We start from the raw sequence: 22786 nt of genomic DNA, 5'->3' as shown, positions 1-22786 counted from the left end.
GCGAGGCCTCCCTGTTTTTTCATGCGAGGCACGGCGTGCCCGCGAGGCTCAATGCCGCCAGATCCACCACGCCAGCAGCAGGCCCAGCAACACCAGCACGATCCAGCCGATCCACTCGATGTACTTGTGCAGCAAGTGTTCGGCGCGCTCGCCGAACAGCCAGATCAAGAGCGCAAGCAGCCACACGCGCTTGCCGCGCCCCAGCGCCACGCAGCCGAGGAAGGGCAGCACCGGCACGCCGACGATGCCCGAGGCCCAGGTCACGAACTTCATCGGCACCACCGGCTGCAGCGCGGCGAGAATCAGCACACCGTAAAGCCCCCAGCGATGCTCCGCCATCTGCGTACGCAGACTAGCCACGCCCTGCTCGATCGGACTCAGCAGGTGTAACGTGTCCAGCAGCGGTTTCAGCGCCGTGAACGCCCAGTGCCCCAGCGTGTAACCGACCAGCGAGCCCAGCAGCGAGAACGCGAGGCTGAGGTTGGCGTAGAAGAACGCCCGATGCCGCTTGCCCAGCATCATCGGCGCCAGCATCACCTCCGGCATGATCGGGAAGATGAAGGCCTCGAAGAAGCTGAGCGCGCACAGGTAGCGGATCGCGTGCGGATGGCGTGCCCACACCAAGGCGCGGGCATAGAGCTTGCCGAACAGGCGCATCTAGTCGGTTTCCTTGGAGAGTCTGCTCAATGCCTCCGCATGGCCCGCGCCGGGAGCTGTTTGCGCGCAGACCAAGGAAGAACGAAGGAGTGGACGTCCGTCCACGACTGAGTGATGACGCAGGGATGCGGGCAAACGGACCCGGCCCCGGAATTGATGGGTGCGGGGGTTACCTTGCCGTGGCAGCCATGCGGCAGCGCGCGGCTTGACCTGCCAGCCAGGCAGGCGCTGCGCCGCGCACTCCCACCTGGCGGCCACGGCAAGGCAACGCGGGCTATGTGGAGACATTGAGCAGACTCTTCGTTGCATCAGCCGATGCCGCCCAGGAGCGGCACGAAGCTGACCGCGCCGAGTTCTTCCTGGGCGAAGTCGCCCTGCCCGTCGCCGCGCAAGCGGATCAGCACCTGGCTGCTGGGCGAGCCCACCGGGGCCACCAGCACGCCGCTGGGGCTGAGCTGTTCGAGGATGCGGCTGGGGATGGTGTCGCCGGCGGCGGTGAGGATGATCGCGTCGAACGGCGCCTCGTCGGCCCAACCCAGCTTGCCGTCGTCGTAGCGCGAGCGGATGTTGGCGAGGCCCAACTGGCGGAAACGGCGGCGCGCCTGGCGCAGCAGTTCCTCGATGCGTTCCACCGTGTAGACCTGTTCCACCAGCGCGGCCAGCACCACCGCCTGGTAGCCGGAGCCGGTGCCGATCTCCAGCACCCGACCGGGCTTTTCCTTGCGCACGTCGAAGTGCTCGAGCAGCGCCTCGGTCATCCGCGCCACCACCCAGGGTTGCGAGATGGTCTGGCCGTGGCCGATCGGGAGCGCGGTGTTCTCGTAGGCGCGCGAATGCAGCGCCTGGTCAATGAAATGATGGCGCGGCACGTTGCGGATCACGTCGATCACCCGCGGATCGCGGATGCCGCCCTCGCGCAGTTGGGTGGCGAGGCGGTCGCGGGCGCGCTGCGAGGTCATGCCCTCGCCTTTCAGTACCGCGGGAGGCAGCGTATGCATGTTCATCACTCAGGCCGCCTTGTGGCCGGGAGCGGCCATGTCGTCGCTGAGCGCCTGCATCCAGCTGCTGACCTTCTCCAGCGCCTGGAAGCGGGTGAGGTCGACGTGGATCGGCGTCACCGAAACGTAGCCGCGCCGCACCGCGTCGAAATCCGTGCCCGGGCCGGCGTCGTCCGCCTCGCCCGCGGGGCCGATCCACCACACTTGGCGGCCGCGCGGATCGGTCTGCGCGATGCACGGCGCCGCGCGATGACGGCGGCCCAGCCGGGTGACCTCGAAACCGCGGATCTCCACCCACGGCCGGTCCGGCACGTTGACGTTGAGGATGGTGTCGGCCGGTAGCGGATCGACCAGCAACCGGCGCATCAGCAGCAGCACCGCATTCGCCGCCGAGTCGTAATGCGTGCCGCGATGGTCGTCGCTGACCAGCGACACCGCGATCGCGGGCAGGCCGAGGAAGCGCCCTTCCATTGCCGCCGACACCGTGCCGGAATAGATCACGTCGTCGCCGAGGTTGGCCGAGTTGTTGATGCCCGACACCACGATGTCGGGCTCCTCGGCCAGCAGGCCGGACAGCGCCAGGTGCACGCAATCGGTGGGCGTGCCGGCCACGCGGTAGCGGCCATCCTCCATGTGCAGCACGCGCAGCGGCGCGTCCAGGGTCAGCGAATTGCTGGCGCCGGAGCGGTCGCGATCGGGCGCCACCACCGTCACCTCGCCCACTTCGCCGAGACGCTCGGCAAGCACGTGGATGCCTTTCGCATCCACGCCATCGTCGTTGCTGACAAGAACTCGCATGCTGATCCGTGTTGAGTCGACCGCAGCGCATCGCCATTCGTGGCATGCGCACCCTGCAACTGCCCGAGTTTACCGGAGCGCACCCGCCGTTTCACGGCTGGCCACCGCGACTTGCTAGCATCGCTGCATGAAACGCCGGCCGCCCACCGTGATCAGCGAAGATGACGCTCGCCTGTTCCGCGAGGCGATCGGCGAGATACGTCGCATCGATCCCGTCGCCGCGCCACCGCCGGCGCCGAAACCCGAGCCGTTGCCGCGCATGCTCGAAGCCGACGAGGCGGCGGTGCCGGGCGAGCTGCTGGAGATGGCGTTCGACCCGGCCACCCTCGAAGTGGGCGAGGAACTGACTTACCTGCGCGAGGGTTACCCGCCGAAGCTGCTGCGCGAGCTGAAGCGCGGCCAGTTCAGCGTGCAGGACGAGCTCGACCTGCACCAGATGAATGCCGCCGCCGCCCAAGCCTCCATCGCGACCTTCCTCGCCGAGGCACGCCGGCGCGGGCTGCGCTGCGTGCGCATCATCCACGGCAAGGGGCTGCGTTCGAAGGCCGCCGGCCCGGTGCTCAAGGCGCTCACCGACCGCCTGCTGCGCCGGCGCGACGACGTGATCGCGTTTGCTTCGGCACGGCCGGCGCAAGGCGGCACCGGGGCCGTGGTCGTGCTCCTCAGGAATCTCCGATAGGAGCGCACCCTGTGCGCGAATGCCATTCGCCTCGATCAAGGCATCAGAGCATTCGCGCACAGGGTGCGCTCCTACAATGTTGAGGCCACTTCGCGCGCCACCACCGTCGCATACGCCCCGGCCGGCAGCTCGAACGACAGCTCCAGCGCATCGTCCGCCAGCCAGCGCCAGCGCAGGTCTTTCGGCAGCAGGCGCAACGGGCGGCGCTCCTGGTCCATGCGCGCGGCAGCAACGCCTTCGGCGAGATCGGCGTGAGCGGCAGCGACTTCCCGCTCCAGCGCGCCCGCCTCGCCCGTGCTGGGTGGTTCGCCCTGCCCCCACAGCGGGCCCGAGGGCTGAATGTCGCCGCTGGCAAGCCGTTGGGCCAGCACATCGCTGTACGGCTCGGGTCCGAACCACGAACGCGAACCGGCCAGCGACCAGATTTCGCCATCCAGCGGCGCATCCCATGTACCGCGCTCGACGCGGGCGGCGAGCACGCTGTTGAAGATCTGCGAGCGGGCAGCGGAAAGCAGGAAACCACGCTTGTCGCGATCCACCCGCCGTCCTGCGAACATCGCCCGTGCCTGTTCCAGGTTGCCGCCTTCGCGGCCGAAACGCTGCTCGCCGAAATAGTTCGGCACGCCGCGCGCGGCGATCGCGGCCAGCACCTGCTCGGCGCGTTCGCGCTCGCCCCGCGCCTCGCGCAGCACCAGCACGAAGCGGTTGCCGCGCAACGCACCATGCTTGAGCTTGCGGCCGTGGCGGGTGGCGGCAAGCACCCTCACTTCCGCATGCGGAAACACGGACCAGTCCAGGTCGGGCTTGCCCGCCAGTTGCACCGAGAAGGTCTGCCGGGTCACCGCGTTGCGGTCCTTGAGGCCGGCATAGCCCACCGCCAGCGGCGGCACGCCGGCGAACTTCGCCAGTTCGCGCGCCACCCAATCGGTATTTGCACCGCGCTTTTCCACCCACAGCAGCGCGTGCTCGCCGCTGCCGTCGGCGTCGTAGCCCAGGATTTCCTCAACGAGGAAATCTTCATGAGTAAGGCGAAGACGCGCTGTCAAAGGTGGGATGGCGCCATGGGCGAAAGGAAGCTCCTGGTTTGTCATGGGCCTGCCTCTCAGCGTTCGATCAGCAACACGCAGGCCTGGGCTGCGATGCCTTCGCCACGGCCGGCAAAACCCAGCTTTTCGGTGGTGGTGGCCTTGACGCTGATGCGGCCAAGTTCGCATTCGAGGTCGGCGGCGAGGTTTTCGCGAATGGCCTGTGCGTGCGGGCCGACCTTGGGCGATTCGCAAATCACGGTGATGTCGGCGTTGCCCAGCGCGTAGCCGTGTTGCGTCATCAGCAAGGCCGCGTGGCGCAGGAACTGCCTGCTGTCGGCATCGCGCCAACGCTCGTCGGAAGGCGGGAAGTGCTTGCCGATGTCGCCCAGCGCCAGCGCGCCGAAGATCGCGTCGCACAGGGCGTGGATCACCACATCGCCGTCGGAGTGCGCGACCAGACCGCGAGCGTGGGGGATGCGCACGCCGCCCAGGGTGACATGGGCGCCCGCGCCGAAGGCGTGTACGTCGAAACCGTTGCCGATGCGCATGCTCACGCCGTCCTCGCCAGCAGGAATTCGGCGAGCGCGAGGTCCGCCGCCGTAGTCACCTTGATGTTGTCCTCGGCGCCCTCGACCAGCAGCGGCCGGAAGCCGGCCAGTTCCATCGCCATCGCCTCGTCGCTGACCGCGCGACCATCGCGCGCCGCGGCCCGCAGCGCGGCGACGAGCTCACCGCGGCGGAACATCTGCGGCGTGAACGCGCGCCAGCGCAGCTCGCGCGGTTCGGTGGCAAGGCTGCGCCCGCCTTCCCCCGCGCGCTTCAGTGTGTCGCGCAACGGCGCACCGAGCAGGCCGCCATCCGCCTGCGCGGCCTGTTCGATCAGGCGCGCGATGTCGGCTGCACGCACGCAGGGGCGCGCGGCATCGTGCACCAGCACGAAGTCGGCCTCGCACACCTCGGGCGGCAGGGCATGCAGGCCCGCCAGCACCGAATCGCTGCGCTCGGTGCCGCCGATCGCGGTGCACACCGGCTTGCCGTGCAGGGTCGTGCCGCCGGACCAGTGCTCATCCTTCGCGCCCAGCACGACCATCAGGCCGGCGATGCGCGGGTGCGCGGCCAGCCGCTCCAGCGTGTGCGCGATCAGTGGCCGACCAGCCAGCGGCAGGTATTGCTTGGGACAGTCCGTACCCATCCGGGTGCCGCGACCGGCGGCCGGCACCACGCACCACAAGGCCGTGTTCATTTGACAACGCCACCGGTAGCGCCGCCGGGCCGGGCCGGCGGCGGCAGGGGCAGCGTGCTGCTGGCCCCCGCGGGCTGGTTGTCGACCTGGTAGAAGGTCTCGCCCGGCTTGATCAGGCCCAGCTCGGTGCGCGCACGCGCCTCGATCGCCTGGTCGCCGTGCTTGAGGTCGGTCACGTCGGCGGCCAGCGCCTGGTTGCGCTGCTGCAGGCGCGCGTTCTCGTCGGTCTGCTTCTTGATCGATACGCGCAGGGCATCCACTTCATGCACACCGCCGTGCGCGGACCACAGCTTCATCTGCAGTCCGATCAGCAGCAAGAACAGGACGAGGGCGATCCAGCGCAGCATGGGCCGGGGGCGCCGGATCAGCCCGGCAGGTGGTCGAGGCTGACGAAAGCCGCGCGGCCCGCGTAACGTGCCGCCGAGCCCAGCGCCTCCTCGATGCGCAGCAGCTGGTTGTACTTGGCCACGCGGTCGGTGCGGCACAGCGAGCCGGTCTTGATCTGGGTGGCGGTGGTCGCCACCGCGATGTCGGCGATGGTGGTGTCCTCGGTCTCGCCCGAACGGTGCGAGACGATGGCCGCGTACTTCGCCGCGTCGGCCATGGCGATCGCTTCCAGCGTCTCGGACAGCGTGCCAATCTGGTTCACCTTGATCAGGATGGCGTTGGCGATGCCCTTGTCGATGCCTTCCTTGAAGATGGCCGGGTTGGTGACGAACAGGTCGTCGCCCACGACCTGGGTGTTCTTGCCGATGGTGTCGGTGAGCAGCTTCCAGCCAGCCCAGTCGCCTTCGGCCATGCCGTCCTCGATGGTGACGATCGGGTACTGCCTGGCCCAGCCAGCCAGCACGTCCACCCATTGCTCGGGGGTATAGACCTTGCCCTCGCCTTCGAGGTCGTACATGCCGTTCTTGAAGAACTCCGAGCTGGCCGCGTCGAGGCCGAGCAGGATCTCGCTGCCGATCTTGTAACCGGCCTTGTTCACCGCTTCGAGGATGGTGTCCAGCGCCTCGATGTTGGAACGCAGGTTCGGCGCGAAGCCGCCCTCGTCGCCTACCGCGGTGTTCAGGCCCTTGCCCTTCAGCACGCTCTTCAGCGCGTGGAAGATCTCCGCGCCCGCGCGCAAGGCTTCGGCGAAGCTGGCCACGCCCACCGGCAGCACCATGAACTCCTGCACGTCGACGTTGTTGTCGGCATGGGCGCCGCCGTTGATGATGTTCATCATCGGCACCGGCAACGCGCCGGGCTTGCCGGTGGTGCCGTTGATCTCGGCGAGGTACTCCCACAGCGCCTGCTTGCGCTGCGCCGCCACCGCGTGCGCGGCGGCCATCGACACGCCGAGCAGCGCGTTGGCACCGAGCTTGCCCTTGTTCGGCGTGCCGTCGAGCTGGATCAGCTTCGCGTCCAAGCCGCCCTGGTTCGCTGCATCAAAGCCCTTCAATGCGCTGGCGATCGCGCCATTGACGTTGCCCACCGCATGCTTCACGCCCTTGCCGAGATAGCGCGCCTTGTCGCCGTCGCGCAGTTCCACCGCCTCGCGGGTACCAGTCGAAGCACCGCTGGGCACCGCCGCACGGCCGAAGCCGCCGCCCGCCAAGGTGACCTCGGCCTCCAGCGTGGGGTTGCCGCGCGAGTCGAGGATTTCACGGGCGTGGATGCGGGTGATGTCGGTACTCATGCGGCTGCAATCCTTCAAAGTTTTGGAGAGGGTACGATCCGGGGCTTACAAAGTGTTCTCGAGGAAGCCGTGGCGCTTGGTCACGGCATCCAGTTCCAGCAGGGTTTCCAGCAGCGCTTCCATCTTGTCCAGTGGCCAGGCGTTCGGGCCGTCGGAGAGCGCCTTGCTCGGATCGGGGTGCGTCTCGGCGAACAGGCCGGCCACACCCGCGGCCACCGCGGCACGCGCCAGCACCGGCACGAACTCGCGCTGGCCGCCGGAGCTGGTGCCCTGGCCGCCCGGCAATTGCACCGAATGGGTGGCGTCGAACACCACCGGGCAACCCGTGTCGCGCATCGCGCTCAGCGAGCGCATGTCGGAAACGAGGTTGTTGTAGCCGAAGCTCGCGCCGCGCTCGCACACCAGGATCTCGTCGTTGCCCACGGCCTTGGCCTTGTCCACGACGTTCTTCATGTCCCAGGGCGCGAGGAACTGGCCCTTCTTGATGTTCACCGGCTTGCCGGCGCGGGCCACGGCCTGGATGAAATCGGTCTGCCGGCACAGGAAGGCCGGCGTCTGCAACACGTCCACCACCGCGGCGACCTCCCCGAACGGGGTGTATTCGTGCACGTCGGTGAGCACCGGCACGCCGATCTGGCGTTTCACCTCGCCGAGGATGCGCAAGCCCTCCTCCATGCCCGGGCCGCGGAAGCTGGTGCCGGAGGAGCGGTTGGCCTTGTCGAAGCTGGACTTGAAGATGAAGTTCACGCCGAGCCTGCCGGTGATCTCCTTCAGCGTGCCCGCGGTATCCAGTTGCAGCTGTTCGGACTCGACCACGCAAGGGCCGGCGATCAGGAACAGCGGTTGGTCCAAACCGACTTCAAAGTTGCAGAGTTTCATCGCTGCAGCCCTCCGGGTTGCAGCGATGCCGCCGCACCGTCATCCCGGCCATGGATTGGCCGGGACCCAGTCGCAGGGAGGCAAGAACCTTTCATGCCACGTGCTCCCTGGCCAGCTTCTCGCCCTCGCGCACGGCCTTGAACTCGCGCGCGGCGCGCACGAAGCCGATGAACAACGGGTGGCCGTCGCGCGGCGTGGAGGTGAATTCCGGATGCGCCTGGCAGCCGAGGAACCATGGGTGCTTCTGCTGCGGCAGCTCGACGATCTCCACCAGCAGGTCGTCCATCGACTTGCCGGAGATCACCAGGCCGAGATCCTCGAAGCTCTGGCGATAGCGGTTGTTGAATTCGTAGCGGTGACGATGGCGCTCGCGCACCACGTCGTGGCCGTACATCTCGCGCGCCAGCGTGCCGGCCTTGAGCCGGCATTCCTGCGCGCCCAAGCGCATGGTGCCGCCCAGGTCCGAGCGATCGCTGCGCTGCTCCACCTCGCCGCTGGCGGTGGTCCATTCGGTGATCAGCGCGATCACCGGATTGGCCGTGTTGCGTTCGTTCTCGCTGGAATCGGCGTCGGCGAGCCCGGCCACGTGGCGGGCGAAATCCACCACTGCCGCATGCATGCCATAGCAGATGCCGAAGTACGGCACGCCGTGCTCGCGGGCGTATTTCGCGGCCAGCACCTTGCCCTCGAAGCCGCGCTTGCCGAAGCCCCCGGGCACCAGGATCGCGTCCATGCCGCCGAGCACCTTGGCCGCGCCTTCGGCCTCGACCTGCTCGGAATCGATCCACTGCAGGTTGACGCGCGTCTGCTGCTTGATGCCGCCGTGGCGCAGCGCCTCGCCCAGCGACTTGTAGGCGTCCTTGTGCTCCACGTACTTGCCGACGATGGCCACGTTGACCTCGTCCTTCGGGTGCACCACGGCGTCCACCGTGCGCTGCCAGCCAGACAGGTCGGCCGGCTTGGCATCCAGCCCCAGCTTCCGCACCACGATCTCGTCCAGGCCCTGGCCGTGCAGCCACAGCGGCATCTTGTAGATCACGTCCACGTCCACCGCGCTGATCACCGCGTTCTCCGGCACGTTGGTGAACAGCGCGATCTTGCGCCGCTCGCCCTCGGGCAGCGGCTGTTCGCAGCGGCACAGCAGCACGTCCGGCTGGATACCGATCGAACGCAGCTCCTTCACCGAATGCTGGGTCGGCTTGGTCTTGATCTCGCCGGCGGCCTTGATGTACGGCACCAGGGTCAGGTGCATGAACAGGCACTTCTCCGGGCCGTGCTCGATGCGCAACTGGCGGATCGCCTCCAGGAACGGCAGCGACTCGATGTCGCCCACGGTGCCGCCGATCTCCACCAGCGCCACGTCGAAGCCGCGAGTGGCCTCGTGGATGCAGTGCTTGATCTCGTCGGTGATGTGCGGGATCACCTGCACGGTGGCGCCCAGGTAATCGCCGCGGCGCTCCTTGCGGATCACCGACTCGTAGATCTTGCCGGTGGTGATGGAGTTCTTGCCGGTGAGGCGGGTATGGACGAAGCGCTCGTAATGACCGAGGTCGAGGTCGGTCTCGGCGCCGTCGTCGGTGACATAGACCTCGCCGTGCTGGAACGGGCTCATGGTGCCCGGATCCACGTTGATGTACGGATCGAGCTTCATCATGGTGACCGAGAGGCCACGCGCTTCCAGGATGGAGGCCAGCGACGCCGCGGCGATGCCCTTGCCAAGCGAGGACACCACACCGCCAGTGACGAAAATCAGGGGGGTCATGGAAAGCAGCCGTGCTGGAAATACGCATTCTAGCGGCAGACGGCCCCTGCCGCGAGATCCCGCGGCGGGCGAATTCATCCGGAATTGCGGTTGCGGAGTGTTGCCTGGTGCATTCGCGAGTTTCAAAGCGGTTTCGAGCGCCCTCCGGCGCCCGAGTCACTTTTCTCTGCGTGGCCAGAGAAAAGTAACCAAAAGAGAGGCCACCCCGCCTCACCGCCGCCCAGGGGACCCACAAGAGCAGGCGCGCATCGTGCGCGCCAGAAGCCGAAGCCAGAGCGCCGCAAGCTCGCGGCTTTATGCTTTTGCCGTTGCTTCTGTGCGCCGGGAGCGCGCTGCTCTACCCGGGGCCCCTATGGCGCGGCGGGCGGGTGGAGGAAAGTCCGCAGGATGGCCGGCAGGAAGCCGGCCAGTTTTTCGCCGGTACAGGGACGTGCCGTCGGAAACCCCCGGAACCCGCCCGCGCACCCGGAGGGCAGGATGCCTGGAGGGCGCGCCATCGGGGCGCCCCTCTCTTTGGCTACTTTCTCTCGGGCAAGCGAGAGAAAGTAGCTCGGGCGCCGACAGGCGCTCGAAACCGCTCTGTGCTTGCAGCACCACAAGCCAAACAAAAACCGGCGGCCCCTCGCAAGGCCGCCGGCAGCGGAATACTCGGAAGCGCGACCTCAGCCGTGCGACATGCCCGGCACCATGTAGACATTCATGTTGTGCAGCACCCACAGCGAGCCGATCACCACGATGGCGATGAACAGCAGCGCGCACGCGGCCACCATCAGGTTCTCGCGCTGCTCCGGCGCGATGCCCATGTGCAGGAAGAAGCCGAGCTGCACCAGCACCTGGGCCACGCAGAACACCATCAGGCCAGGCACGATCAGGTGGTGCGGCACCATCCCGGTCATCACGCAGCCGAAGGAAAGCAGGGTGAGCACCAGCGACAGCCCGAAGCCGACCAGGTAGGACGACAGCGTCCCGTGCTTGCCGCCGTGGGCGGCCTGTTCATGAGCGTGCGACATCACAGCACCCCGTGCAGATAGACAAAAGTGAACACGCAGATCCAGATCACGTCGAGGAAATGCCAGAACAGGCTGAGGCAGGACAGCCGGCGCTTGACCACGGCATCCAGGCCGTGGCGACGCACCATGTCCAGCATCACCACGATCCAGATCAGGCCGCAGGTGACGTGCAGGCCGTGCGTGCCGACCAGGGTGAAATAGGCCGACAGGAACGCGCTGCGATCCGGGCCCGCGCCCTCGTGGATCAGCGCCGCGAATTCGTGGATTTCCATGCCCACGAAGGCCGCGCCGAACAGGAAGGTGATCGCCAGCCACGCCAGCACCTTGTTGCGGCGACCGGCGTGCATGTTCAGCATCGCCATGCCGAAGGTGAAGCTGCTGACCAGCAGCAGCATGGTCTCGCCCAGCACGTACTTGAGATCGAAGATCTCCTTGCCGGTGGGACCGCCCGCGTAGGCGTGGGCCATCACGGCGAAGGTGGCGAACAGGCCCGAGAAGATCAGGCAGTCGCTCATCAGGTAGATCCAGAACCCCAGCAGGGTCTTGGAGCCGTCGTCGTGATGCTCGTGGTGGCCGGCCACGTCGTGGCCGGCAGTGATGACGGAGGTATTCATTAGGCCACCTTCTGCTCGGCGGGAGCGGCGCCCACCTGGTCAATCAGCTTGGACAGCGGCACCAGCCGCTCGCGCTCGATCTTCTCGACCTCGGCACCGGGCACGTAGTAGTCGACGTCACGGTCGTAGGAGCGCGCGATGAACGCACCGATCATGCCGGCCAGGCCCAGGATCGCCAGCCACCAGATGTGCCAGATCAAGCCGAAGCCCAGCACCGTGGCGAGGCCGCCCATCACCACGCCCACGCCGGTGTTGCGCGGCATGTGGATGTCGGCGTAGTGGGCATGGCGCGGGTAGGCGCGCTTGTGCTCCTTGTCCGCCCAGAACTGGTCGAGCTCGCTCACCTCGGGCAGCACCGCGAAGTTGTAGAACGGCGCCGGCGAGCTGGTCGCCCACTCCAGCGTGCGGCCACCCCAGGGGTCGCCGGTGAGGTCGCGGTTGGCCGCGCGGTTGCGGATGCTCACCGCGATCTGCAGCACGGTGAAGCCGATGCCCGCCATGATGATCGCGGCGCCGATGAAGGCCACCACGAAGTAAGGCTGCCAGGCCGGGTTGTCGTAGTGCTGCATGCGGCGGGTGGCACCCATGAAGCCGAGTGCGTACAGCGGGAAGAAGGCCACGTAGAAGCCCACCAGCCAGCACCAGAACGACCACTTGCCCCAGCGCTCCTCCAGCTTGAAGCCGAACGCCTTCGGGAACCAGAAGTTCAGCGCGGCCAGGCAGCCGAATACCACGCCGCCGATGATCATGTTGTGGAAGTGCGCGATCAGGAACAGGCTGTTGTGCAGCACGAAGTCCGCGCCCGGCACCGCCAGCAGCACGCCGGTCATGCCGCCGATCACGAAGGTCACCATGAAGCCGATCGTCCACAGCACCGGCACGGTGAAGCGGATGCGGCCGCGGTACATGGTGAACAGCCAGTTGAACACCTTCACGCCGGTGGGGATCGAGATCACCATCGTGGCGATGCCGAAGAACGCGTTGACGTTGGCGCCCGAGCCCATGGTGAAGAAGTGGTGCAGCCACACCAGGAAGGACAGCACGCCGATCGCCACCGTGGCCCACACCATCGACTTGTAGCCGAACAGCGGCTTGCCGGAGAACGTGGAGATGATCTCGGAGAACACGCCGAAGCACGGCACCATCAGGATGTAGACCTCGGGGTGGCCCCAGATCCAGATCAGGTTCACGTACATCATGGCGTTGCCGCCGAGGTCGTTCGTGAAGAAGTGCATGCCGAGGTAACGGTCGGCGCCGAGCAGGGCCAGCGTCACGGTGAGAATCGGGAACGCCGCCACGATCAGCACGTTGGTGACCAGCGCGGTCCAGCTGAACACCGGCATCTTCATCAGCGTCATGCCCGGGGTGCGCATGCGCAGGATGGTGACGATGAAGTTGATGCCGCTGAGCGTGGTGCCCAGGCCCGACAGCTGCAGCGCCCAGATGTAGTAGTCCACGCCCACGCCCGGACTGAACTGCAGCTCGGACAGCGGCGGATAGGCCAGCCAGCCGGCGGTGGAGAACTCGCCGATGAACAGCGACAGCATGATCAGCACCACGCCCGAGGCGGTGAGCCAGAAGCTCAGCGAATTCAGGAACGGATAGGCCACGTCTCGTGCGCCGATCTGCAGCGGCACGATCAGGTTCATCAGGCCCACGATGAACGGCATCGCCATGAAGAAGATCATGATCGTGCCGTGCGCGCTGAAGATCTGGTCGAAGTGATGCGGCGGCAGGTAGCCCTGGTCGCCGGCAGCGGCCAGCGCCTGCTGGCCGCGCATCATGATCGCATCGGCGAAGCCGCGCAGCAGCATCACCAGCGCCAGGATGACGTACATGATGCCGATCTTCTTGTGGTCCACCGTGGTGAACCACTCGTTCCACAGGTAGCCCCACTTGCGGAAGTAGGTGATGCCGCCGAACAGGGCCGCGCCGCCGATGGCCACCATCAACAGGGTAACCATCACGATCGGCTGGTCGAACGGGATCGACGAGAGGGAAAGCTTTCCGAACATGGCTTACTCCGCAGCCTGGGCGTGATCGTTGTGCGAGGCGGCGACGGCGACGCCGTCATGCGCCGGCTCGCCGTGCATCGGCATGCCTTCCATCGGCTTGTCGCCAGCGGGCTTGCCGTCCATGTCCTTGTGCAGGATGTCCTCGAACAGGCCGGGCGCAACCGTCGCGTAATACGACACCGGCACCTTCTCACTGGGCTGCTCCAGCGCCTGGTAGGTCGGCAGGTCGAGCGTGGCCGCGCCGGCCTTCGCCTTCGCCAGCCAGTCCTGGAAGCCCTGCTCCGTGGTGGCGATCGCCTTGAAGCGCATGTCGGAGAAGCCGGCACCGCTGTAGTTGGAGGACAGGCCGTCGTAGCTGCCCGCCTCGCGCGCGATCAGGTGCAGTTTGGTCTGCATGCCCGCCATCGCGTAGATCTGGCTGCCCAGCTGCGGGATGAAGAACGCGTTCATCACGGTGGCCGAGGTGATCTTGAAGTTCACCGGCGTATCCACCGGGAACGCGATCTGGTTGACGCTGGCCACGCCGTAGTCCGGGTAGATGAACAGCCACTTCCAGTCCATCGCCACCGCCTCGATGGTCACCGGCTTCACGTCGGACACCAGCGGCTTGTACGGATCGAGCTGGTGCGTGCTGCGCCAGGTGATCACGCCGAGGATCGCGATGATGACGCAGGGGATGCCCCACATCGCCGCCTCGATCTTCGTCGAGTGCGACCACTTCGGCGCGTAGGTGGCCTTGGTGTTGGAGGCGCGGTAGCGCCACGCGAACCACAGGGTCAGCACGATCACCGGGATCACCACCACGGACATCAGCCCGAGCGCGATCAGGATCAGGTTCTTTTCATGCATGCCCACGTCGCCCTTCGGCGAGAGGACTTCCATGTTGCAGCCGGCGAGGAACACGGCCAGGCCTGCGCACGACCAGCGCAAGGCGGAAACGACGCTACGTTTGCTCACGAACGACTCTTTGGACGGCTTGAAGGGGATGCCGTGGGGATGCGGCGCGCGCATCGTAGTCAGTGGCGGCGCGAAATGACACCCCGTCGAGACACAATGCCGCAGTTGAAACATGCTGCGCGATGATCTTGCGCGTTGCTTGCCGCGCGACGTTGTGGCGGGCATCGTGAGCAGGCTCTAACATGCCGCGCATGAGCCCCTCCATCCCCGCCCGGATCGCCGCGCTGCGCGCGGCCATGCAGCAGCACGGCGTCGCCGCCGCGATCGTTCCCAGCGCCGACCCGCATCTTTCCGAGTACCTGCCCGAGCGCTGGCAGGCACGCGCCTGGCTGTCCGGCTTCACCGGTTCTGCCGGCATCTTGATCGTGGGCCGAGAGCACGCCGGCCTGTGGACCGACTCGCGCTACTTCGCACAAGCCGAGCAGCAGCTCGCCGGCAGCGGCATCGCGCTGATGAAGCTGCGCGTGCCGCACACGCCCGAGCACCTGGACTGGCTGGCCGCGCAGCTGCACCGGGACGAGGTGCTGGCGGTGGCCGGCGACAGCGTGTCGCTGGCCGGCCTGCGCGCGATGGAAGGCAAACTGGCCGAACACGGCGTGCGCGTGCGCAGCGACCTCGACCTGCCCGGCGCGATCTGGCATGACCGCCCCGCCCTGCCCCATGCGCGCATCGTCGAGCACCCGATCGCCTGGGCCTGCACGCCGCGCGCGGACAAGCTCGCCCGCCTGCGCAACGCGCTGCGCAAGCACGGCGCCACGCATCACCTGCTCTCCAGCCTCGACGACATCGCCTGGCTGACGAACCTGCGCGGCAGCGACGTGGAGTGCAACCCGGTCTTCCTGGCCCACTTGCTGGTCGCCGTCGACGGCAAAGCCACCTTGTTCGCCGAGCGCGGCAAGTTCGACGACGCGCTGGTCGCCCGGCTCGCCGCCGACGGCATCGTGCTCGCGCCCTACGCCGGCATCACCGGTGCGCTGGCGGAACTGGGCAAGGCCGACACCTTGTTGTTTGATCCCGCCCGCGTGGTCTGCGCGATCAGCAACGCGATCGCCGCCGAGGTGGGACGCATCGAGGCCGCCAATCCCAGCACCGCGTTCAAGGCGGTGAAGAGCCCCGCCGAACTGGACCGCGTGCGCGAGGTGATGCGTCGCGACGGCGCGGCGCTGGCCGGTGCGTTCCGCGAGATCGAGCACCAGTTGACCCAGGGCAAACCGCTCACCGAACTGGACGTGCACCGCCTGGTGCATGCCGCGCGCGCCGCCCAACCCGAATTCGTGGGCGAGAGCTTCGCCACCATCGCCGGCTACCAGGCCAACGGCGCGCTGCCGCACTACCGCGCCACGCAGGAATCGCACAGCGCGCTGCAGGCCAAGGGACTGCTGCTGATCGACTCCGGCGGCCAGTACCTGGGCGGCACCACCGACATCACCCGCGTGCTGGCGCTGGGCGAGAGCTCCGCCGAGCAGCGCCGCGACGCCACCCTGGTACTGAAGGGCATGATCGCGCTCAGTCGCGCGCGTTTTCCGAAAGGCGCCAGCGGCCCGCAGCTCGACGCGCTGGCGCGCGCGCCGCTGTGGGCCGCCGGCTGCGACTACGGCCACGGCACCGGCCACGGCGTGGGCTATTTCCTCAACGTGCACGAAGGCCCGCAATCGATCCGTCCGCCGGTGAGCGGCGGCGCGCTGGTGGCGCTGGAGCCGGGCATGATCTCCTCGATCGAGCCGGGCCTGTACAAGCCCGGTCGCCACGGCATCCGCCACGAGAACCTCGCGGTGGTGGTCGAGGCCGACCGCACCGAGTTCGGCGACTTCCTCGCATTCGAGACGCTCACCTTGTGCCCGTTCGACCGCCGCGCGCTGGAGCCCGGCCTGCTCGCCCCCGACGAGCGCGCGTGGCTGGACGACTACCACGCCACCGTGCGCGCCGCGCTCAGCCCGCTGCTGGAAGGCGCCGACCTCGCCTGGCTGGAGCGCCACTGCGCGCCGCTGTAAGGCACCCCGGAAAAACTTCGAGGTACCTTTGGCAAGTCACGGATCACTCGCCGAGACAAGCACGCATCGCTTGAGCTGGATTCGCTGTAAAGGCATGAAGCGACAACGCGTGTCGGCGCTCGCCGATCCAGCGGCATGACCCGGGGCGTTCAGGTGCACGCCGTCGACGCATGTCGCCGGATCGTGGTCGCCTTGCATGCGTTCCGCCGAGCCCCATCTCGGGAGTCCGCGCATGCCGCGCCACCGAGTCGATGGACCCCGCCGACGTGCCACCCCATCCGCCCCCTGCTCCCGCCACGCCTCCCGCCGACCCGACGCGCGGGTTTCTGGGCGTTTTCCGTTACAGCGGGCGCGCGCTGCAACTGGTATGGACGACGAGCCGGTCGCTGACGATCGCACTGGCGCTGCTGACGCTTGCTGCCGGCTTGCTGCCAGCCGGCGTGGCGTTTGTCGGCGCCCGTATCGTCGACGCCGTGGTCGACGCCAATCGCCAGTGGCTGGCCGGCACACACCCCTCACTGGCGCCAGTGTTCGCTTGGGTGGCGCTGGAAGGCTTGCTGGTTGCCGCGCTGGCCGGTGCGCAACGCGGCTTGTCGACGTGCCAGTCGCTGCTGCGCGCACAACTCGGGCAACGCGTCAACGTGATGATCCTGGAGAAGGCACTGACGTTGCAGCTGGCGCACTTCGAGGATTCGGAGTTCTACGACAAGCTCACCCGCGCGCGGCGCGAGGCGTCGAGCCGGCCGCTGTCGCTGGTGACGCGCACGTTCGGGCTGGGACAGAATGTAATTTCGCTGGTCAGCTACAGCACCCTGCTGTACCAGTTTTCGCCTTGGGCGGTGGCCGTGCTGGTGCTGGCCGGACTGCCGTCGTTCCTCGCCGAAACCAAGTTTTCCGGCGACGCGTTCCGGCTGTTCCGCTGGCGCTCGCCGGAAACGCGCATGCAGCTGTATCTGGAGACCGTGCTGGCGCGCGAGGATCACGCCAAGGAGGTCAAGCTGTTCGGCCTCGGCCCGCTGCTGCTGCAGCGCTACCGCGACATCTTCCACACGCTGTACAGCGCCGATCGCGACCTCACCATCCGCCGCGACGGCTGGGGCTTCGGCCTGGGCCTGCTAGGCACGCTGGCGCTGTACGGTGCGTATGCGTGGATCGCCGCGAGCACCGTGGTCTCCCGCATCACGCTGGGACAGATGACGATGTACCTGATGTTGTTCCGCCAGGGCCAGTCGGCGGTGTCGGCGATGCTGTCGGCGATCGGCGGCATGTACGAGGACAACCTGTACCTGTCGACGCTCTACGAGTACCTGGAAACGTCGGTGCCGCCATCGCAGGGCAAGGCCCGGCGCGGCGCGCAGCCAGAGGACGGCATCCGCTTCGAGCACGTCAGTTTCACCTACCCCGGTGCCGGCGAACCGGCGCTGCACGACATCAACCTGCATATCCGCCCCGGAGAATCGCTGGCCCTGGTCGGCCAGAACGGTTCGGGCAAGACCACCCTGATCAAGCTGCTGACGCGGCTGTATGCGCCCGACCACGGCTGCATCCTGCTCGACGGCACCGACCTGCGCGAGTGGGACGAAGCCGCCCTGCTGCAACGCATCGGCGTGATCTTCCAGGACTTCGCGCGCTACCAGATGCGCGTCGGCGAGAACGTCGGCGCCGGCGACGTCAGTCATTTCGAGGACGCAGCGCGCTGGCGCGAGGCCAGCGACAAGGGCATGGCCAGCGACTTCATCGACAGCCTGCCGGCCGGCTTCGAAACTCAGCTCGGCAAGTGGTTCCGCGACGGCCGCGAACTTTCCGGCGGGCAATGGCAGAAGATCGCGCTGGCGCGCGCCTTCATGCGCTCGCAGGCCGACATCCTGGTACTGGACGAACCTACCGCGGCGATGGACGCCGCCGCCGAGGCCACCATCTTCGAACACTTCCGCGAGCTGGCCGGTGGGCGTATCGCGATCCTGATCTCGCACCGTTTCTCCACCGTACGCATGGCCGACCAGATCATCGTGATCCAGGACGGCCGCATCATCGAACGCGGCAACCATGCGCAGTTGATGGCCGGGAATGGGCATTACGCGCACCTGTTCTCGTTGCAGGCGCAAGGCTATCGCTAGATCCGGCGGCCCGGCTTGACCCTTCCCGCCCACGCACCCCATGCTTCGCCGTCTTGGATCATCCGAAACACACACATGAGCAGTCGCTACAACGCCGCCGATATCGAAGTCCTCTCCGGCCTGGACCCGGTCAAGCGCCGCCCGGGCATGTACACCGACACCACGCGCCCCAACCACATGGCGCAGGAAGTGATCGACAACTCGGTGGACGAGGCGCTGGCCGGCCACGCGAAGGCGATCGATGTGGTGCTGCACGCGGACGGCTCGGTCGAGGTGACGGACGACGGCCGCGGCATGCCGGTGGACATCCACCCCGAGGAAGGCGTCCCCGGCGTCGAACTGATCCTCACCCGCCTGCATGCCGGCGGCAAGTTCAGCGGCAAGAACTACAACTTCTCCGGCGGCTTGCACGGCGTGGGCGTGTCGGTGGTGAACGCGCTGTCGACCCGGGTCGAGGTGACGATCCGCCGCGACGGCAACGAATACCGCATGGCGTTCGAGCACGGTGATCGCGTCAGCGAACTGGAAGTCATCGGCACCGTGCCGAAGAAGAAGACCGGCACCACCGTGCGCTTCTGGGCCGACCCGAAATACTTCGATTCGCCGAAGATCTCGCTGCCCAGGCTCAAGCACCTGTTGCGCGCCAAGGCCGTGCTGTGCGCGGGCCTCAACGTCAAGCTGGTCGACGAAGCCAGCGGCGAGACCAGCGAGTGGTTCTACGAGGACGGCCTGCGCGACTACCTGCGCGGCGAACTGGACGGCGGCGAGGCGCTGCCGGCGGAACTGTTCGTGCACCATGTCGCACGCGACACCGAAGGCATGGACGTGGCGCTGGCCTGGCTGCCGGAAGGCGAGCTGGTGCAGGAAAGCTACGTCAACCTGATTCCCACCGCCCAGGGCGGCACCCACGTCAACGGCCTGCGCTCGGGCCTCACCAATGCCATCAGGGAATTCTGCGACATCAGGAATCTCTTGCCGCGCGGCGTGAAGCTGGCTCCGGAAGACGTGTGGGAACGGCTCGCCTTCGTGCTCAGCGCCAAGCTGCTCGATCCGCAGTTCGCCGGCCAGACGAAGGAGCGGCTGTCCTCGCGCCAGGCCGCCGGCATGGTGGAGAACGTGATCCACGACGCCTTCAGCCTGTGGCTGAACCAGAATGTCGACTTGGGCGAACGCATCGCCCAACTCGCGATCGAGCGCGCCAGCGCGCGGCTGAAAGCGGCCAAACAAGTCGTGCGCAAGAAGATCGTCCAGGGCCCGCAACTGCCCGGCAAGCTGGCCGACTGCACCTCCACCGACCTGTCGCGCACCGAACTGTTCCTGGTCGAGGGCGACTCCGCCGGCGGCAGCGCCAAGCAGGCGCGCGACAAGGAATTCCAGGCGATCCTGCCGCTGCGCGGCAAGATCCTCAACACCTGGGAGGTGGAGTCGACTTCCGTGCTCGCCTCCGAGGAAGTGCACAACCTCGCCGTGGCGATCGGCTGCGATCCCGGCAAGGACGACCTCGCCGGCCTGCGCTACGGCAAGGTCATCATCCTCGCCGACGCCGACTCCGACGGCCTGCACATCGCCACCTTGCTCAGCGCGCTGTTCCTGAAGCACTTCCCGCACCTGGTCAGCGAAGGCCACGTGTTCGTGGCAATGCCGCCGCTGTTCCGCGTCGACGTGGGCAAACAGGTGTTCTACTGCCTCGACGAGAACGAGAAACAGGCGATGCTGCAGAAGGTCGAGCGCGAGAAGATGAAGGGCGCGGTTGCGGTCACCCGCTTCAAGGGCCTGGGCGAAATGAACCCGCCGCAGCTGCGCGAATCGACGATCCATCCCGACACCCGCCGCCTCGTGCAGCTTACCGTGGACGGCGACGACGGCACCGCCAAGCTGATGGACCTGCTGCTGGCCAAGAAACGTGCCGGCGACCGCAAAGCCTGGCTGGAGGAAAAGGGCGACCTCGCCACGCTGGAAGTCTGAGCGCCGCCACAGCGGCTCGACGTCCATCGGGATCGCTTGCATCCGCCGCCTGTCGGGGCACGTATATCTCTCTGCTTCCAGTCCGGAAGTCATTCCCCACAGGGAGATCGCCCATGAAACTGTTCAATCGCCATGTTCGCGTACTGTCCGCCGCCCTTGCCTTCGCCCTGATCGGCCTGCCGCTCGCGGCCAGTGCGGCGCCACAAGGGATGGACAAGACCGTGATGGTCGGCGGCGCGGCCATGTATCCCTCGCGCAACATCATCCAGAACGCGGTCAACTCGAAGGACCACACCACCCTCGTCGCGGCCGTGAAGGCCGCCGGCCTGGTCGGCACGCTGGAAGGCAAGGGCCCGTTCACGGTATTCGCGCCCACCAACGAGGCATTCGCCGCACTGCCGGCCGGCACCGTGCAGAACCTGCTGAAGCCGGAGAACAAGGCAACGCTGGTGAAGATCCTTACCTACCACGTGGTGCCGGGCCGGCTCACCGCACACGATCTGGCCGACAAGGTGGCCGCAGGCGGTGGCAAGGCCGAGCTGAAGACCGTCGAAGGCGAGGACCTCGCCGTGAGCAAGGACGGCAACGCTTGGGCCATCACGGACGCCAAGGGCAACACCGCCCATATCACCATCGCCAACGTGATGCAGTCCAATGGCGTGATCTTCGTGATCGACAAGGTGCTGATGCCGTAAAAGCAGGCAATGAAGCTGCCCCGTCGAGGCGGGGCGGTTTCCACCATTGCAGGAATGTGCCCGGGCAAGCGAACTGTTTGTCGATCACCGTGCCAATCCTTGGCGCGCCGCTCCGCGCATTTCGTTGCCGGCTTCGAAATGCGGCGCGGTTTTCCCATGGCATCGCGCAGGAGTATCGTGCGGGCGCTTCGTCCCCTCCCTGCAGAGTGGCTCCCATGATGCGTGCGGCCATCCCGCGACTCGCGTTCACCCTAGCCTGCTGGCTGGCCGGCGGATGCGCCCTGGCCCAGGATGTCGTCCAGCTGTGGCCCGGTGTCGCGCCCGGCTCGGAGCACTGGACTTGGCAGGAACAGGTATTCCCGCACCAGCAGGTCGACCACCGCTCCATCGGCACGGTGGTCGAGGACGTGGTAACGCCGACGCTCACCGTCTACCTGCCCGCACCCGGCCATGCCACCGGCACCGGCGTGGTGATCGCACCGGGCGGCGCCTGCATCGCGCTGGTGATGGATGAGCAAGGCCGCGACGTGGCGCGCCAGCTGCAACGCATGGGCATCGCCGCCTTCGTGTTGAAGTACCGCCTCCTGCACAAGCAGGGGCAAGGCATGCCGAAGGACCTCAGCGAGGATCGGGCCTGCCGCTGGGGCATCGCCGACGCTGTCCAGGCACTCCGGCTGGTGCGCCGGCACGCAACGGAATGGCACGTGGCGCCGAACCGGGTCGGCCTGCTGGGCTTCTCCGCCGGCGGCATGATCGCCAGCGAGGTGCTGGTGCAGCAAGATGTCGCCCTGCGGCCGGACTTCGCGGCACTGGTCTATGGCGCGCCTTTCGAGGCCATGCCGCCCGTTCCCGCCGGCCTGCCGCCGGTGTTCATGGCCTGGGCGCAGGACGACGCCATCGCCGGCGACGCGATGGCGCGCTTCTACCAAGCCCTGGTCAAGGCCGGCGACAAGCCCGAAGCACATATCTACGAAGCCGGCGGCCACGGCTTCTCGGCACGGCAACCGGATGCCAGCAGCGCGCACTGGCTGCAGGAATTCGAATGGTGGCTGTGGTCGCGCAAGCTGCTGGCCGCACATTGATCCGCAGCTTGCCGCCGGCGGTTTTCGCCGCGGCGCGCCGGCGCTAAGGTAGGAGGGTCTTCCACGGACCGCCCGCATGGCCCTCACACCGCCGTTCAACCTGCAACGCTGGATAGCCGAGCACCGCCACCTGCTGAAGCCGCCGGTGGGCAACAAGTGCATCGTCGACGGCGACTTCATCGTGATGATCGTGGGCGGCCCGAATGCGCGCACCGACTACCACTGGGACGAGGGCCCGGAATTCTTCTACCAGCTCGAAGGCGAGATGGTGCTGAAGGTGCAGGACGATGGCGTGGCGCGCGACCTGCCGATCCGTGCCGGCGAAATGTTCTACCTGCCGCCGCGCGTGCCGCACTCGCCGCAGCGCATGGCCGACTCGATCGGGTTGGTGATCGAACGGCGGCGACTCGAGCACGAAAAGGACGGCCTGCTGTGGTTCTGCGAACGCTGCAACCACAAGCTGTACGAGGAATATTTCACGCTCGAGAGCATCGAGCGCGATTTCCCGCCGGTGTTCGAGCGCTTCTACGGCTCGCGCGAGGCGCGCACCTGCCAAGGCTGCGGCCACCTCAATCCGGCGCCGGCACGTTACGCGTAGGAGCGCACCCCGTGCGCGAT

Annotated in this window: 21 protein-coding genes; 7 read left to right on the top strand and 14 right to left on the bottom strand. The window is 67.2% G+C overall.

What is annotated here, in order from left to right; genetic code table 11:
• Window positions 1-48 precede the first annotated feature (48 nt).
• From B0E52_RS09495 to surE, 3 genes are all read right to left on the bottom strand, one after another.
• Window positions 49-657: a DedA family protein gene (locus B0E52_RS09495; protein ID WP_077483591.1), complete on the bottom strand. Its 609-nt coding sequence runs from the start codon at window positions 655-657 to the stop codon at window positions 49-51.
• Window positions 658-965: 308 nt separating this feature from the next.
• Window positions 966-1661 (bottom strand): protein-L-isoaspartate(D-aspartate) O-methyltransferase, encoded by a 696-nt coding sequence (locus B0E52_RS09490; protein WP_077483590.1) that lies wholly within the window; start codon window positions 1659-1661, stop codon window positions 966-968.
• A gap of 3 nt (window positions 1662-1664) precedes the next feature.
• On the bottom strand, window positions 1665-2453 hold the full coding sequence (gene surE / locus B0E52_RS09485; RefSeq protein ID WP_077483589.1) for a 5'/3'-nucleotidase SurE: 789 nt from the start codon (window positions 2451-2453) through the stop codon (window positions 1665-1667).
• 127 nt (window positions 2454-2580) lie between these two features.
• Between surE and B0E52_RS09480 the strand changes: the two genes are divergently transcribed.
• On the top strand, window positions 2581-3132 hold the full coding sequence (locus tag B0E52_RS09480) for a Smr/MutS family protein (protein ID WP_077483588.1): 552 nt from the start codon (window positions 2581-2583) through the stop codon (window positions 3130-3132).
• 71 nt (window positions 3133-3203) lie between these two features.
• Here B0E52_RS09480 and truD read toward each other — a convergent pair whose 3' ends face one another.
• From truD to cyoA, 11 genes are all read right to left on the bottom strand, one after another.
• The gene (gene truD, locus B0E52_RS09475) at window positions 3204-4223 is read right to left on the bottom strand and encodes a tRNA pseudouridine(13) synthase TruD (protein WP_077483587.1); all 1020 of its coding nucleotides are present in this window, start codon (window positions 4221-4223) and stop codon (window positions 3204-3206) included.
• Between the two features lie 11 nt (window positions 4224-4234).
• On the bottom strand, window positions 4235-4708 hold the full coding sequence (gene ispF / locus B0E52_RS09470; RefSeq protein WP_077483586.1) for a 2-C-methyl-D-erythritol 2,4-cyclodiphosphate synthase: 474 nt from the start codon (window positions 4706-4708) through the stop codon (window positions 4235-4237).
• A 2-nt stretch (window positions 4709-4710) separates the two neighbouring features.
• The gene (gene ispD, locus B0E52_RS09465) at window positions 4711-5403 is read right to left on the bottom strand and encodes a 2-C-methyl-D-erythritol 4-phosphate cytidylyltransferase (RefSeq protein WP_077483585.1); all 693 of its coding nucleotides are present in this window, start codon (window positions 5401-5403) and stop codon (window positions 4711-4713) included.
• Window positions 5400-5750 carry a cell division protein FtsB gene (gene ftsB, locus B0E52_RS09460; RefSeq protein ID WP_077483584.1) on the bottom strand — a complete coding sequence of 117 codons (351 nt, stop codon included), beginning with the start codon at window positions 5748-5750 and terminating at the stop codon, window positions 5400-5402. The genes ispD and ftsB overlap by 4 nt, the downstream gene beginning before the upstream one ends.
• A gap of 17 nt (window positions 5751-5767) precedes the next feature.
• Entirely contained in the window at window positions 5768-7081 is a 1314-nt protein-coding gene (gene eno, locus B0E52_RS09455) for a phosphopyruvate hydratase (RefSeq protein WP_077483583.1), read from the bottom strand.
• Window positions 7082-7126: 45 nt separating this feature from the next.
• Window positions 7127-7960: a 3-deoxy-8-phosphooctulonate synthase gene (gene kdsA / locus B0E52_RS09450; RefSeq protein WP_077483582.1), complete on the bottom strand. Its 834-nt coding sequence runs from the start codon at window positions 7958-7960 to the stop codon at window positions 7127-7129.
• A 91-nt stretch (window positions 7961-8051) separates the two neighbouring features.
• Window positions 8052-9722, bottom strand: a complete 1671-nt coding sequence (locus B0E52_RS09445; protein WP_077483581.1) for a CTP synthase — start codon at window positions 9720-9722, stop codon at window positions 8052-8054.
• 662 nt (window positions 9723-10384) lie between these two features.
• Window positions 10385-10732 carry a cytochrome o ubiquinol oxidase subunit IV gene (gene cyoD / locus B0E52_RS09440; RefSeq protein WP_077483580.1) on the bottom strand — a complete coding sequence of 116 codons (348 nt, stop codon included), beginning with the start codon at window positions 10730-10732 and terminating at the stop codon, window positions 10385-10387.
• On the bottom strand, window positions 10732-11346 hold the full coding sequence (gene cyoC / locus B0E52_RS09435; RefSeq protein ID WP_077483579.1) for a cytochrome o ubiquinol oxidase subunit III: 615 nt from the start codon (window positions 11344-11346) through the stop codon (window positions 10732-10734). Before cyoC ends, cyoD begins: the two co-directional genes overlap by 1 nt.
• Window positions 11346-13361 (bottom strand): cytochrome o ubiquinol oxidase subunit I, encoded by a 2016-nt coding sequence (cyoB, locus tag B0E52_RS09430; protein WP_077483578.1) that lies wholly within the window; start codon window positions 13359-13361, stop codon window positions 11346-11348. Before cyoB ends, cyoC begins: the two co-directional genes overlap by 1 nt.
• A 3-nt stretch (window positions 13362-13364) precedes the next feature.
• Entirely contained in the window at window positions 13365-14318 is a 954-nt protein-coding gene (gene cyoA, locus B0E52_RS09425) for a ubiquinol oxidase subunit II (protein ID WP_256363980.1), read from the bottom strand.
• Between the two features lie 191 nt (window positions 14319-14509).
• Here cyoA and B0E52_RS09420 point away from each other — a divergent pair, with 191 nt between their 5' ends.
• The 6 genes from B0E52_RS09420 to B0E52_RS09395 all read left to right on the top strand — a co-directional run bounded on the left by B0E52_RS09420 (window position 14510) and on the right by B0E52_RS09395 (window position 22766).
• Entirely contained in the window at window positions 14510-16309 is a 1800-nt protein-coding gene (locus tag B0E52_RS09420; protein WP_077483655.1) for an aminopeptidase P family protein, read from the top strand.
• Window positions 16310-16560: 251 nt separating this feature from the next.
• Entirely contained in the window at window positions 16561-18426 is a 1866-nt protein-coding gene (locus tag B0E52_RS09415) for an ABC transporter ATP-binding protein (protein ID WP_077483576.1), read from the top strand.
• A gap of 75 nt (window positions 18427-18501) precedes the next feature.
• Complete coding sequence (gene parE / locus B0E52_RS09410; protein ID WP_077483575.1) at window positions 18502-20391, top strand: DNA topoisomerase IV subunit B; 1890 nt, start codon at window positions 18502-18504, stop codon at window positions 20389-20391.
• 113 nt (window positions 20392-20504) lie between these two features.
• Window positions 20505-21086 (top strand): fasciclin domain-containing protein, encoded by a 582-nt coding sequence (locus B0E52_RS09405; protein WP_077483574.1) that lies wholly within the window; start codon window positions 20505-20507, stop codon window positions 21084-21086.
• 215 nt (window positions 21087-21301) lie between these two features.
• Window positions 21302-22168: an alpha/beta hydrolase gene (locus B0E52_RS09400; protein WP_077483573.1), complete on the top strand. Its 867-nt coding sequence runs from the start codon at window positions 21302-21304 to the stop codon at window positions 22166-22168.
• A gap of 76 nt (window positions 22169-22244) precedes the next feature.
• Window positions 22245-22766 (top strand): 3-hydroxyanthranilate 3,4-dioxygenase, encoded by a 522-nt coding sequence (locus B0E52_RS09395; protein WP_077483572.1) that lies wholly within the window; start codon window positions 22245-22247, stop codon window positions 22764-22766.
• The last annotated feature ends 20 nt before the right edge of the window (window positions 22767-22786 follow it).

This window comes from Rhodanobacter sp. C06, assembly GCF_002001105.1.
GTDB lineage: Bacteria > Pseudomonadota > Gammaproteobacteria > Xanthomonadales > Rhodanobacteraceae > Rhodanobacter_A.
This window is presented reverse-complemented; position numbering and strand designations above follow the sequence as displayed.

Bases quoted from the DNA above. Each gene is read 5' to 3' on its own strand.
- kdsA (WP_077483582.1), bottom strand. From the start codon at position 7,960: ATGAAACTCTGCAACTTTGAAGTCGGTTTGGACCAACCGCTGTTCCTG.
- cyoC (WP_077483579.1), bottom strand. From the start codon at position 11,346: ATGAATACCTCCGTCATCACTGCCGGCCACGACGTGGCCGGCCACCAC.
- B0E52_RS09480 (WP_077483588.1), top strand. From the start codon at position 2,581: ATGAAACGCCGGCCGCCCACCGTGATCAGCGAAGATGACGCTCGCCTG.
- B0E52_RS09395 (WP_077483572.1), top strand. From the start codon at position 22,245: ATGGCCCTCACACCGCCGTTCAACCTGCAACGCTGGATAGCCGAGCAC.
- B0E52_RS09415 (WP_077483576.1), top strand. From the start codon at position 16,561: ATGGACCCCGCCGACGTGCCACCCCATCCGCCCCCTGCTCCCGCCACG.
- B0E52_RS09490 (WP_077483590.1), bottom strand. From the start codon at position 1,661: ATGAACATGCATACGCTGCCTCCCGCGGTACTGAAAGGCGAGGGCATG.
- truD (WP_077483587.1), bottom strand. From the start codon at position 4,223: ATGACAAACCAGGAGCTTCCTTTCGCCCATGGCGCCATCCCACCTTTG.
- B0E52_RS09495 (WP_077483591.1), bottom strand. From the start codon at position 657: ATGCGCCTGTTCGGCAAGCTCTATGCCCGCGCCTTGGTGTGGGCACGC.
- ispF (WP_077483586.1), bottom strand. From the start codon at position 4,708: ATGCGCATCGGCAACGGTTTCGACGTACACGCCTTCGGCGCGGGCGCC.
- B0E52_RS09445 (WP_077483581.1), bottom strand. From the start codon at position 9,722: ATGACCCCCCTGATTTTCGTCACTGGCGGTGTGGTGTCCTCGCTTGGC.
- cyoB (WP_077483578.1), bottom strand. From the start codon at position 13,361: ATGTTCGGAAAGCTTTCCCTCTCGTCGATCCCGTTCGACCAGCCGATC.
- ftsB (WP_077483584.1), bottom strand. From the start codon at position 5,750: ATGCTGCGCTGGATCGCCCTCGTCCTGTTCTTGCTGCTGATCGGACTG.
- B0E52_RS09405 (WP_077483574.1), top strand. From the start codon at position 20,505: ATGAAACTGTTCAATCGCCATGTTCGCGTACTGTCCGCCGCCCTTGCC.
- eno (WP_077483583.1), bottom strand. From the start codon at position 7,081: ATGAGTACCGACATCACCCGCATCCACGCCCGTGAAATCCTCGACTCG.
- B0E52_RS09400 (WP_077483573.1), top strand. From the start codon at position 21,302: ATGATGCGTGCGGCCATCCCGCGACTCGCGTTCACCCTAGCCTGCTGG.
- B0E52_RS09420 (WP_077483655.1), top strand. From the start codon at position 14,510: ATGAGCCCCTCCATCCCCGCCCGGATCGCCGCGCTGCGCGCGGCCATG.
- surE (WP_077483589.1), bottom strand. From the start codon at position 2,453: ATGCGAGTTCTTGTCAGCAACGACGATGGCGTGGATGCGAAAGGCATC.
- ispD (WP_077483585.1), bottom strand. From the start codon at position 5,403: ATGAACACGGCCTTGTGGTGCGTGGTGCCGGCCGCCGGTCGCGGCACC.
- parE (WP_077483575.1), top strand. From the start codon at position 18,502: ATGAGCAGTCGCTACAACGCCGCCGATATCGAAGTCCTCTCCGGCCTG.
- cyoD (WP_077483580.1), bottom strand. From the start codon at position 10,732: ATGTCGCACGCTCATGAACAGGCCGCCCACGGCGGCAAGCACGGGACG.